This is a genomic window from Phenylobacterium sp., from assembly GCF_035475775.1.
In the GTDB taxonomy this organism is placed as follows: domain Bacteria; phylum Pseudomonadota; class Alphaproteobacteria; order Caulobacterales; family Caulobacteraceae; genus Phenylobacterium.
The window spans coordinates 16,359-26,745 of record NZ_DATIMC010000067.1 but is presented as its reverse complement, the minus strand read 5'-3'; the positions used below and the strand labels follow the sequence as shown (position 1 = coordinate 26,745).

The following is a 10,387-nucleotide window of genomic DNA, read 5'->3' as shown; positions in this document are numbered from 1 at the left end:
CTCGCTACTTGTGCGCCGTTCGCCAGGCGGTGACGGCGGCGAGCGTCTTGTCGACGTGCTCGGTCGGATCGAGGTTGGAGTAGACGTCGACGATCTGACCGTTCGGCGCCACCACGTAGGAGGTGCGGTTGGACCAGTCGGGCTTCTGGGCCAGGACGGCGTCGTATTCCTTGGCGATCTTCACGCCCGGATCGGCGGCCACCGGGAACTTGCCGCCGCAATGCTCGGTCTCCTTGGAAAAGTCGGCGAGCTGGTCGACGTTGCCGGCCGTGACCCCGATCACCGAAGCCTTCTCGGCCTTGAACTTGTCGATCGCCTCGGAGAACAGGTGCGCCTCGAGGTTGCAACCCTTGGTGTGGGCGGCGGGGAAGAAATAGACCACCACCGGCCCCTTCTTCAGCGCATCGGCCAGCTTGAAGGTGAAGGGCTGGCCCGCGAGGTAGGCCGGCGCCGAGAAGTCCGGCGCCTTCGTCCCCGGCTTGAGTTCCGCAAATGCTGGCGTGGCGAGCAGGGCGGCGAAGGCCGCGGCGGCGGCGAGAGCTTTCATGGCGGGTCTCCGAGCTTCAGCGGCCGGAGCCTACAACCGAACCTTGTTCCTTCGCCAGGGCCTCAGGCGCAGGGCTCGACCAGGATCTTCACGTGGGCTTCCGGGTCGGCGAGGTCCCGGAAGGCCTGGGCGACGCCTTCGAGCGGCGTCTTGCCGGTGACCAGGCCCGAGACGTCGATCACCGCCTCGGCCAGGCGGCGCAGGGTTCCGGCGAACTCCTCGGGCGTGTAGCCGAGCACGAAGCTGAGCTCGATCTCCTTGGTGATGGCGATGGAGGGCTCGATGCGGTCGCTCTCCATGCAGACTCCGGCCACCACGATCTGGGCGCCGGCCGGGGCGGCTTCGATCAGGGCCTCCAGCACGCCGGGCGCGCCGACGCATTCGAACACCACCGGCCGGGCGAAGGTCTTGCCCATCATCCGCAACAGGGCCTGCGCGGCCCGCGTCTTCGGAACGCCCAGGTCCTCCCACCGCTCGTGCGGCGACTCCTTCGCGGGATCGATGACGATGTCGGCCCCCAGCCGCTCCGCGGCGGCGCGGCGGCGCGGCGAGAAGTCGGCGGCGATCACCGGGCCGTGGCCGGCCGCCTTCAGCGCCCCGATCACCGCCAGGCCCACCGGCCCACAGCCGATCACCAGGGCCACGGAGCCCTTGTCGAGCCGCGCCTTGGCGACCGCGTGGGCGCCGACCGCGAACGGCTCGGTCAGGGCGGCCTGGTCGGTCGGCAGGCCGTTGGGCGCCTCCAGCAGCATGGCCTCGGTGAGCAGCATCCGCTCGGCGAAGCCGCCGGGCAGGCGGTTGGAGAAGCCCAGCGCCTCCATCCCGCCCGCGGTCATGGTGAGCGGCATGCTGACCACCCGCGCGCCCGCCTTCAGCCTGCGCTCGCAGCCGGGGCCGAAATCCAGGATCTCGGCGCAGAACTCGTGGCCGAACACGGTGTCGGCGGACGGATCGAAACCGGTCCCCATGCCGCCGGCGCGGCGCGAGAGGTCGATCATGTGCTCCATGTGGTGCAGCGCGTGCAGGTCGGAGCCGCAGATGCCGCAGGCGAGGGTCCTGACCAGCACCTGGCCCTCCGCCGGTTCCAGCTCGCCGATCTCGTCGCAGACCAGCTGCTTGTTCCGCCGCACCACAGCCCGCATGGCCGAGCCTCCAAAAGCGCGCCGCCTTGCCGCGGCGCCGCCAATCCCCTAACCCTCCGGCCGCGGATTCCCTAGCCCCCGGAGCGGACCCATGAGCCTCGCCTTCCTCTTCCCCGGCCAGGGCAGCCAGGCGGTGGGCATGGGCCAGGACCTGGCCGCAGCCTTCGCGCCGGCGCGCGAAGTGCTGGAGGAGGTGAACGAGGCGCTGGGCCAGAACCTCTCGCGGCTGATGAAGGAGGGCCCCGAGGACCAGCTGACGCTGACCGAGAACGCCCAGCCGGCGCTGATGGCGGTCTCCATGGCGGTGATGCGGACGCTCGAGCGGGAGTTCGGGATCGGCGTGCGGAAGGCCGCCTTCGTGGCGGGCCACAGCCTGGGCGAATACTCGGCGCTGGCGGCGGCCGGGGCGATCGGCCTGGCCGACACCGCCCGCCTCCTGAAGCTGCGCGGCCAGGCCATGCAGCGCGCCGTGCCGCTCGGCGCGGGGGCCATGGCCTCGCTGATCGGCCCGAAGACCGATGTGGCCCTGGCCGAGGCGGCGGCCGCGGCCGGCGCGGCGCTCGGCGTCTGCGTCGTCGCCAACGACAACAACCAGGGCAACGTGGTGATCTCCGGGGCCAAGGCGGCGGTCGACGCCGCCATCGAGAAGGCCAAGGCGCTCGGCGCGCGCGCCATCCCGCTGAACGTCTCGGCGCCCTTCCACTGCCCGCTGATGCAGCCCGCGGCCGACGAGATGGCCGCAGCCCTGGCCGAGGCGGCGATCGCCGCGCCCCGGGCGCCGCTGGTGGCCAATGTGACCGCGCGGCCGACCAACGACCCGGAGGAGATCCGCCGGCTGCTGGTGCAGCAGGTCACCGGCCGCGTGCGCTGGCGCGAGAGCATGCTGTGGCTGGTCGAGGACGGCGGGGTCACGCGCTTCGCCGAGGCCGGGGCCGGCAAGGTGCTCTCCGGCATGGCCAAGCGCATCGCCCCCGACGCCGAGGCGACCCCGCTCAACGCTCCGGCCGACCTCGAAGCGTTCGCCAAATCGCTCTGAGGAGGACGCCATGTTCGACCTGTCCGGCAAGACGGCGCTGGTGACCGGGGCCACCGGCGGCCTGGGCGCGGCGATCGCGCGCGCCTACCACGCGCAGGGCGCGCACGTGGTGCTCTCGGGCACGCGGGAAGCGGTGCTCGAGGCGCTCGCCTCGGAACTGGGCGAGCGGACCTCGGCGGTGCCGGCCAATCTCGCCGAGGCCGCCGCCGTGGACGGGCTGGTGGACGCCGCGGAATCGGCCGCGGCGGCTCCGCTCGACATCCTGGTCGCCAACGCCGGCATCACCCGCGACGGCCTGCTGCTGCGCATGAAGGATGAGGACTGGGAGGCGGTGATCAAGGTCAACCTGGAGAGCTATTTCCGGCTTTCCCGCGCGGCCGCCAAGGGCATGATGCGCCGCCGCGCCGGGCGGATCATCGGCATCACCTCTGTCGTGGGCGTGATGGGCAACGCCGGCCAGGCGAACTACGCCGCCTCCAAGGCCGGCATGATCGGCTTCTCCAAGAGCCTGGCCCAGGAACTGGCGACCCGCGGCGTGACCGTGAACTGCGTCGCCCCCGGCTTCATCGAGAGCCCGATGACCGATGCGCTCAGCGAGGCGCAGAAGGCCGGCATCCTTTCGACCATCCCGGCAGGCAAGCTGGGGCAGGGCGCGGACGTGGCGGCGGCCTGCGTCTACCTGGCCAGCGACGAGGCGGGCTACGTCACCGGCCAGACGCTGCACGTCAACGGCGGCATGGCGATGATCTGACCTCTGCGCCCCGATCCGCCGCGCGGGGCCTCAGCCGGGCAGAGGCGTTACGGCGACAGAGACCGCCTGCCAGCGCCCGTCGCGACGGGCGAATACGCGTAGGAATCGCTGGTCCAGACGACGATCCGCCAGCTCCAGCTGAAGTCGGCCCGCCGTCACTCCCGTGTCGCCGAACACCCAGGCGTTCGGCTCGCTGAAATCCACGGCCAAGGCGTGCTCTGGCGGGTCTGCGATCAGGTCGGCCTTGGCGATGACTTGCCCGGACGGCGCGAGCCCGGCGAAATCGTCGGCGAGAATGTCGCGCAAGGGCGTTCGGTCATGCCGGCGGTAGGCCTCGTTCCAGGCCTCGTCGAGGCGCCGCAGCTCCGCCAAATCGAACGCGGGCGGGCTAGTCATAGACGAGGCTCCAGCCGGGAGCCTTCACCCAGCAGTCGGCGTCCGCGACCTTGCCCGTGCGAAGCAGTCGCCGGACTTTCTCGAAACCGCCGCGGCGGAAGGCCTCGGCCAGGGCGGCTTCGGAGGCGGGATCGCGCGCGCCGGCGCACGGGAAGACGCCGATCGGCCCGACGAAGGCCGCCTCATAGTCCTCACCCCGGCGGACGATGCGAAACACCGCGCCGGTGATCGAGGTCATTGCGGGTCCGAAGTTGGCCTCGGTGGTGAGCGGCAGGATCAGCCGGCCGCCGTCCCTGAGCCCTTCCAGCCAGACCTCCATCGGCCGCGCCGCGCCGGCGTTGACGTAGATGACGTCGGCCGGATCGAAGGCGGCGCTCGTTCCGTCGGCGCAGATCACGCGCGCGCCGGGCAGATGGGCGAGGTTCGAAGCGGCGCGCGCGGCGAGTTCGGCTTCGAGCTCGATGGCGGTCAGTCGGCCCGCAGGACCGGCCATGTGCGCCATCAAGGCGGAGTAGTAGCCGACGCCCGCGCCCACATGCACCACGTGATCTCCGGGCGCCGGGGCGGCGGCGGCGATCCAGGTGGCGTGCCCCGAAGGCTGGCCGTTGTTGAGGTTCCGCTCCGGCGCGATGCCCACCAGGATATTCGCATAGAGCCAGGCCGGGTCCGCGTCCGGCGTCATCAGATATTCCAGGGGCGGATAGTTTACGATCGGCCAGGGTCCCGGCCCGAGATAGGCCTCGCGCGGAACGTCGGCGAAGGCGGCTTCGAGCGCCGGGTTCTCGGCGCGCCCGAGGAACGTCACCTGGCGCGCGTAGGCCCGGCGGATGACCTGCAGCTCCTGGGCCTCGAACACGGGCGTCCTCCCTAGCTGCGCGGACCGAAGGCCTTGCGGATATGCAGCGCGATCTCGACCAGCTCGCGCGGGCTGGGCAGGGGTTGGTCGTTGGCGACCAGGAGCTCCACGCCTTCGGCCATCGGAATCCTGAGGCAGTCGCCCGGGTCCAGCTCGCCGTCCTCGGCCGCGGTCACGGCGCCGGCGCGGCGCCATTGCCGTCGTGTCTCCTTGACCTGCTGCATCACCTGCAGCCCCAGGCTGAGGTCGCCGCGCCGCTCGCGGATCGCCTCGAGGCTGAAGCCCGAGTTCTGCAACGTCCTGGCCTGCTGCAGTTGCGCCAGATGATGATCGGTGAAGTGGGCGCCTCGCCCGCGTCCGAGCGGCGGATCGACCAGCCCCTCCTGGACATAATACCGGACCGTGCGCAACGGCAGGCCCGCGCAGAAGGCGAGCGTCTCGGCCGTGTAGGTCCCCGATCCAGCCATGAAATCTGACAGTGACTGTCAGATTATGGACTGTCAATTCGCTCGAGCGGCTGGCCCGAGCGTCGACGGTCAGTCCAGCGGCGCGCGGCCCAGTTCGACGTCGCGGTAATAGGCCTGGAGGAAGACGATGGCCGCGCGGCGGCGCTCGTCCTCGGCCATACCCAGGCGGGTCGTGCCGGGGTTGTGCTGGCTGAGCGGTTCGGGGCCGGCGGCGGTCTGGGTGTGAGCGATTTCCTGCATGGGGCAGGCGGTATCACGCCGCGAGTTAACGCTCTTGTGCGAAACGCGGTTAACCGGCGATCGGACCGCTCCGACGCCGGGTGCGACGATTTCCCCTCGCGCCCTCGTGCGCCCACAAAGGCCAAGCTTGGACGACGGATCGGGACCATCGGCGCGCCGGCGCCATGCGGGAGCGCCACGCCTGGCATGCTGAACTGGATTTACGAGGCCTACGGCCGCGGCTTCGGGCCGCTTCGACTGTTCGGCTCCTTCTTCTTTCTCGCCGCGGTCGGGTATGCGACGACGGCGATCGCCACGTGGGTCGCGTTGCCCAGGCTCTGGGACCGGCTCCCGAAGGACCGCGGCCGGGCGTTCGCGGTGAACGCCGAGCAGAGCGTCGGAAAGCCGCTCAGCGCCGGCTTGGTCTTCGTCAGCATCTTTTGCCTCGGCGCCTTGATCTTCATCCCGTTCCAGGCGGCGGCGCTGCGCTCGCTGCCGTTCATCTTCGCGGCGATGCTGGTCGGGTATCTCGACGACAGACGCGGCGGGTTCTCCGAATATCAGCTGGCCGCGATGGACCTGGCGATCGCCCTGGCGGCCTCGGTCGCGGTGCTCGGCTTGCGGGAGTGGGCGATCTGGTTGCCGGGGTTCAAGCCCGCGGTCCTGTTGAGCCCCTGGATCGGCTTGCCGCTGGCGACGGCGCTCATCTGGATCTCGATCAACGCCACCAACTGCTCCGACGGGGTCGACGGCGTGTCCGGCAGTCTGACCGGGACGGCGATCATGATCCTGGGCGCCTTGCTCTACGCGGTGATCGGGAACGCGGATGTCGCGGCCCACCTCCACGTGCCGGTCAATCCGGAGGGCGCGGACTGGGCGATCATGGCCTTCGTGATGGTCGGCTCCGTCTCCGGCTACCTCTGGTACAACGCCGCCCCGAGCCAGGTGCTGATGGGGGACGCGGGATCCCGGCCGCTCGGTCTGATGATCGGCCTGTTGACGGTGGCGACCGGCAATCCGCTGTTCCTGCTGCTGGTCGGCTCGATGATCCTGGCGAACGGCGCCACCGGCCTCGTGAAGGTCGCGGTGACCCGCTTCCTGGGGATCAGGGTGCTGGCCGGGATCCGGTTTCCGCTCCACGATCATGCGCGCAAGGAGCTCGGCTGGTCCAACACCCAGGTGCTGGTCCGTTTCCTGATCCTGCACCTCGGTCTCTCGGCGCTGCTGGTGATCCTGGTGCTGAAGATCAGATGAGAGTCCGGGCCTCCGCCGGCGCGCGGAAGCCGCCTGGCCGGGGCGGTTCCGGTCACCGCCGATCTGACGCTCGCCTGCCAAACAGGAACATGCTAACGCGCCAGCGACTTCGTATTGCGCCGGTCCGGACGGTTGACTTCACCGCGCCGCTCGCCGATGCAGAGCCTGAACTCTCAGAGGGACCTGACTGATGTCCGACGTCTTAGAACGCGTCCGAAAGATCGTGATCGAACATCTGGACGCCGATCCGGAGAAGGTCACCGAGAAAGCCAGCTTCATCGACGACCTGGGCGCCGACAGCCTCGACAACGTCGAGCTGGTGATGGCCTTCGAGGAGGAGTTCGACATCGAGATCCCCGATGACGCGGCCGAGCACATCCAGACGGTCGGCGACGCGGTGAAGTTCATCCAGGAGCGGCTGGGCTCATAGACGCCTAAGCCGGCTGAAGGAATCGGGGCCGCCGCGCCGTTAGGGGAACCCTAGCCGCGGCGGCCTTCGTTTGAGGAGCGCCATGCGTCGCGTCGTCGTCACGGGATTGGGGCTGATCACGCCGCTCGGGCAGGGGACCGAGCACAGCTGGGCGCAGATCCTCGCCGGCAAGTCGGGGATCGGCCGGATCACCACCTTCGATCCGGCGGACTACGCCTGCCAGGTGGCCGGCGAAGTGCCGCGCGTCGACGGCCGCGGCGGCGGGGCCGCGGGCCAGGCCGGCTCCTTCGATCCCGACCAGACCATGTCGCCGAAGGAGCAGCGGCGGGTGGACGACTTCATCCTCTACGCCATGGCCGCGGCGGACGAGGCGGTGCGCGACTCCGGCTGGGCGCCGCAGGACGAGGCGGACCGCGAGCGCACGGGCGTGATGATCGGCTCGGGCATCGGCGGCCTCGCCACCATCGAGAGGACCTCGATCGAGATGCACGAGAAGGGGCCTCGCCGGGTGAGCCCCTTCTTCATCCCTTCGGCGCTGATCAACCTGGCGAGCGGCCAGGTCTCGATCCGCTACGGCTTCAAGGGCCCGAACCATGCCGTGGTGACCGCCTGCGCCACCGGCGCGCACGCGGTGGGCGACGCGGCGCGGCTGATCAAGTACGGCGACGCCGAGGTGATGCTGGCCGGCGGGGCGGAGGCCGCCATCTGCCCGGTGGGGATCGCCGGCTTCATCGCCTGCCGGGCGATGTCGACGAACTTCAACGCCACCCCGGAGAAGGCGAGCCGGCCCTATGACAAGGACCGCGACGGCTTCGTGATGGGCGAGGGCGCGGGCATGCTGGTGCTGGAGGAGCTGGAGCACGCCAAGGCGCGCGGCGCGAAGATCTACGCCGAGGTCCTGGGCTACGGCCTGGCCGGCGACGCCTACCACATCACCGCCCCGGCCGAGGACGGCGACGGCGGCTTCCGCGCCATGCAGGCGGCGATCAAGGACGCCGGGATCGCGCCGGCGGACATCGCCTACATCAACGCCCACGGAACCTCCACGCCGCTGGGGGACGAGATCGAGCTCGGCGCCGTGGAACGGATGCTGGGCAACGCGGCCTCCAAGGTGGTGATGAGCTCGACCAAGTCGGCGACCGGCCATCTGCTCGGCGCGGCCGGCGCCATCGAGGCGGCGTTCACCTGCCTGGCCATCCGCGACCAGATCGCCCCGCCCACCATCAACCTGGACAACCCCTCCGTGGTCACCCCCATCGACCTGGCGCCCAACAAGGCCAAGCCGGTGGCGATCGAGGTGGCGCTCTCCAACTCCTTCGGCTTCGGCGGGACCAACGCCTCCGTGGTCTTCAAGAAGGTCTCGTGAGCCGAGCCCGGCTCGGTGGGATCATCCTGCTCGTCCTGCTGGTCGCGGGACTGGGCGGGCTCGGCTTCCTCTACCTGGGCCCGGGGCCGCAGGCGGCGCGCGGAAACGCCACCACGGTGATCCTGCAGAAGGGCTCCGGCATCGGCGGCGTCGCCCGCAGCCTGAAGGCGGCCGGCGTGATCCGCTCGCAGACCCTGTTCATGCTCATGGCCAAGCTCACGGCGGGAGCGAAGCTGAAGGCGGGGGAGTACGCCATCCGCTCCGGCGAGAGCATGGCGGGCGTCATTTCCGACGTGAAGGCGGGCCGCGTGGTGCGCCATTTCATCACCATCCCCGAGGGCTGGACGAGCCAGATGGCGGCCGATGCGGTGAACGCGGCGCCTTGGCTGGTCGGCCACGCCGAGCCGCCGCCGGAGGGCGCGATCCTGCCCGACACCTATCAGGTGCAACGCGGCGACGACCGGGCCAAGGTGATCCGGCGGATGGAGGCCGCGCGCGACGTCCTGCTCAAGACGCTATGGGCGCACCGCGCGCCCGACCTGCCGCTGAAGACGCCGGAGGAGGCCGTGACGCTGGCCTCGATCGTCGAGAAGGAGACCGCCATTCCGGCCGAGCGCCCGAGGATCGCCGCGGTGTTCGAGAACCGGCTGAAGGCCGGCATGCGCCTGGAGAGCGATCCGACCGTGATCTACGGCGTCTCCGGAGGCGTCCCGCTCGGCCGCGGCATCAGCCTCGGCGACCTGGCCTCCGGCACGCCCTACAACACCTACCAGATCGCGGGCCTGCCGCCGACGCCGATCGCCAACCCGGGCCGCGCCGCGCTCGCGGCGGTGCTCGATCCGCCGCAGACCCGCGAGCTCTATTTCGTGGCCAACGGCACGGGCGGGCATTCCTTCGCTTCCACCTTCGAGGAGCACCAGACGAACGTCGCCCATTGGCGTGAGATCGAGAAGCAGCGGGCTGCGGCCGGCCCCGTCCAGGGAGCGGCGCGATGAGCATCTCGGGCATGACCGGCTTCGGCCGCGCAGAGGGCGCCTCGGGCGCCTGGAGCTGGGCGGTGGAGGCGCGCAGCGTCAATGGCCGCAACCTGGAGGTCCGCTACCGCGGACCCCCAGGATTCGACGGCCTGGAGCGCTCGGCCCGCGAGCAAGCGCAGGCGCGCTTCCAGCGGGGCCAGCTCACCGTGGGCGTGCAGGCCCGGCGCGCCGAGGGCGCCTCGGCGGTGCGGCTCAACCTCGAGCAGCTCGAGCGCTACCTGGCGGTCGGCGCGCCCTATCTGGCCTCCGGCCAGGCGGGTCCGCCCAGCCTCGACGGCCTGCTGGCGCTGAAGGGCGTGGTGGAGAGCGAGGACGCCGTGGACGACCCCGAGGCCAAGGCCGAGCTGGAGGCGGCGATCGCCGCTTCGCTCGGCGCGGCGCTGGACGCCCTGCAGACCGCTCGGCGCGAGGAGGGCAGGGCCCTGGAAGGGCTGCTCACCGGCTTTCTCGACCGCATCGAGGCGCTGATCGGCGAGGCCGAAGCCGTCGCCGGCGAGCAGCCGGGGATCATCAAGGAGCGCTTCGCCCGGCGCATGGCCGAGCTCCTCGGCGAGGGCGCCGCGGAGGACCGCATCGTGCAGGAAGCCGCCGCGATGGCTGTGAAAGCCGACGTGCGCGAGGAACTGGACCGGCTGACCGGCCATCTGGCGGCGGCGCGCCAGCTGCTCGCCGGGGAGGGCGCGGTCGGCCGCCGGCTCGACTTCCTGACTCAGGAATTCATGCGCGAGGCCAACACCTTGTGCTCCAAGTCCGCCTCGCCCGCCTTGACCTCGCGCGGCCTCGACCTCAAAGCCGTCATCGACCAGTTCCGCGAGCAGGTGCAGAACGTTGAATAGCGACGCGCTCGACCCATTCGCCGACGACCGCCACCTCAAGCCGTGGGAGA

Annotated in this window: 13 protein-coding genes; 7 read left to right on the top strand and 6 right to left on the bottom strand. The window is 70.7% G+C overall.

What is annotated here, in order from left to right:
• Positions 1 to 4: 4 nt before the first annotated feature.
• The gene (locus VLI41_RS08370; protein WP_325267615.1) at positions 5 to 547 is read right to left on the bottom strand and encodes a peroxiredoxin; all 543 of its coding nucleotides are present in this window, start codon (positions 545 to 547) and stop codon (positions 5 to 7) included.
• Between the two features lie 62 nt (positions 548 to 609).
• Complete coding sequence (locus VLI41_RS08365; RefSeq protein WP_325267614.1) at positions 610 to 1,689, bottom strand: zinc-binding dehydrogenase; 1,080 nt, start codon at positions 1,687 to 1,689, stop codon at positions 610 to 612.
• Positions 1,690 to 1,780: 91 nt separating this feature from the next.
• Here VLI41_RS08365 and fabD point away from each other — a divergent pair, with 91 nt between their 5' ends.
• Together fabD and fabG are read left to right on the top strand one after the other, a co-directional pair.
• A complete protein-coding gene (fabD, locus tag VLI41_RS08360; protein ID WP_325267613.1) occupies positions 1,781 to 2,725 on the top strand; it encodes an ACP S-malonyltransferase in 945 nt (314 codons plus the stop codon).
• A 10-nt stretch (positions 2,726 to 2,735) separates the two neighbouring features.
• Positions 2,736 to 3,476 carry a 3-oxoacyl-[acyl-carrier-protein] reductase gene (gene fabG / locus VLI41_RS08355; RefSeq protein ID WP_325267612.1) on the top strand — a complete coding sequence of 247 codons (741 nt, stop codon included), beginning with the start codon at positions 2,736 to 2,738 and terminating at the stop codon, positions 3,474 to 3,476.
• A 30-nt stretch (positions 3,477 to 3,506) separates the two neighbouring features.
• Here fabG and VLI41_RS08350 read toward each other — a convergent pair whose 3' ends face one another.
• The 4 genes from VLI41_RS08350 to VLI41_RS08335 form a co-directional block, all read right to left on the bottom strand.
• Positions 3,507 to 3,872: a nuclear transport factor 2 family protein gene (locus tag VLI41_RS08350; protein WP_325267611.1), complete on the bottom strand. Its 366-nt coding sequence runs from the start codon at positions 3,870 to 3,872 to the stop codon at positions 3,507 to 3,509.
• The gene (locus VLI41_RS08345) at positions 3,865 to 4,728 is read right to left on the bottom strand and encodes a hypothetical protein (RefSeq protein ID WP_325267610.1); all 864 of its coding nucleotides are present in this window, start codon (positions 4,726 to 4,728) and stop codon (positions 3,865 to 3,867) included. Before VLI41_RS08345 ends, VLI41_RS08350 begins: the two co-directional genes overlap by 8 nt.
• 11 nt (positions 4,729 to 4,739) lie before the next feature.
• Positions 4,740 to 5,195 (bottom strand): helix-turn-helix domain-containing protein, encoded by a 456-nt coding sequence (locus VLI41_RS08340; RefSeq protein ID WP_325267609.1) that lies wholly within the window; start codon positions 5,193 to 5,195, stop codon positions 4,740 to 4,742.
• A 69-nt stretch (positions 5,196 to 5,264) separates the two neighbouring features.
• Positions 5,265 to 5,435 carry a hypothetical protein gene (locus tag VLI41_RS08335; protein ID WP_325267608.1) on the bottom strand — a complete coding sequence of 57 codons (171 nt, stop codon included), beginning with the start codon at positions 5,433 to 5,435 and terminating at the stop codon, positions 5,265 to 5,267.
• A gap of 186 nt (positions 5,436 to 5,621) precedes the next feature.
• Here VLI41_RS08335 and VLI41_RS08330 point away from each other — a divergent pair, with 186 nt between their 5' ends.
• From VLI41_RS08330 to VLI41_RS08310, 5 genes are all read left to right on the top strand, one after another.
• A complete protein-coding gene (locus tag VLI41_RS08330; RefSeq protein ID WP_325267607.1) occupies positions 5,622 to 6,668 on the top strand; it encodes a hypothetical protein in 1,047 nt (348 codons plus the stop codon).
• A 190-nt stretch (positions 6,669 to 6,858) separates the two neighbouring features.
• A complete protein-coding gene (locus VLI41_RS08325) occupies positions 6,859 to 7,098 on the top strand; it encodes an acyl carrier protein (RefSeq protein WP_111528945.1) in 240 nt (79 codons plus the stop codon).
• A gap of 82 nt (positions 7,099 to 7,180) precedes the next feature.
• The gene (gene fabF / locus VLI41_RS08320) at positions 7,181 to 8,464 is read left to right on the top strand and encodes a beta-ketoacyl-ACP synthase II (RefSeq protein ID WP_325267606.1); all 1,284 of its coding nucleotides are present in this window, start codon (positions 7,181 to 7,183) and stop codon (positions 8,462 to 8,464) included.
• On the top strand, positions 8,461 to 9,459 hold the full coding sequence (mltG, locus tag VLI41_RS08315; RefSeq protein WP_325267605.1) for an endolytic transglycosylase MltG: 999 nt from the start codon (positions 8,461 to 8,463) through the stop codon (positions 9,457 to 9,459). Before fabF ends, mltG begins: the two co-directional genes overlap by 4 nt.
• Positions 9,456 to 10,337: a YicC/YloC family endoribonuclease gene (locus tag VLI41_RS08310; RefSeq protein ID WP_325267604.1), complete on the top strand. Its 882-nt coding sequence runs from the start codon at positions 9,456 to 9,458 to the stop codon at positions 10,335 to 10,337. The genes mltG and VLI41_RS08310 overlap by 4 nt, the downstream gene beginning before the upstream one ends.
• Positions 10,338 to 10,387 lie beyond the last annotated feature (50 nt).

Coding starts and splice junctions, on each gene's coding strand:
- VLI41_RS08370 (WP_325267615.1), bottom strand. CDS start 547: ATGAAAGCTCTCGCCGCCGCCGCGGCCTTCGCCGCCCTGCTCGCCACG.
- VLI41_RS08365 (WP_325267614.1), bottom strand. CDS start 1,689: ATGCGGGCTGTGGTGCGGCGGAACAAGCAGCTGGTCTGCGACGAGATC.
- fabD (WP_325267613.1), top strand. CDS start 1,781: ATGAGCCTCGCCTTCCTCTTCCCCGGCCAGGGCAGCCAGGCGGTGGGC.
- fabG (WP_325267612.1), top strand. CDS start 2,736: ATGTTCGACCTGTCCGGCAAGACGGCGCTGGTGACCGGGGCCACCGGC.
- VLI41_RS08350 (WP_325267611.1), bottom strand. CDS start 3,872: ATGACTAGCCCGCCCGCGTTCGATTTGGCGGAGCTGCGGCGCCTCGAC.
- VLI41_RS08340 (WP_325267609.1), bottom strand. CDS start 5,195: ATGGCTGGATCGGGGACCTACACGGCCGAGACGCTCGCCTTCTGCGCG.
- VLI41_RS08335 (WP_325267608.1), bottom strand. CDS start 5,435: ATGCAGGAAATCGCTCACACCCAGACCGCCGCCGGCCCCGAACCGCTC.
- VLI41_RS08330 (WP_325267607.1), top strand. CDS start 5,622: ATGCTGAACTGGATTTACGAGGCCTACGGCCGCGGCTTCGGGCCGCTT.
- VLI41_RS08325 (WP_111528945.1), top strand. CDS start 6,859: ATGTCCGACGTCTTAGAACGCGTCCGAAAGATCGTGATCGAACATCTG.
- fabF (WP_325267606.1), top strand. CDS start 7,181: ATGCGTCGCGTCGTCGTCACGGGATTGGGGCTGATCACGCCGCTCGGG.
- VLI41_RS08310 (WP_325267604.1), top strand. CDS start 9,456: ATGAGCATCTCGGGCATGACCGGCTTCGGCCGCGCAGAGGGCGCCTCG.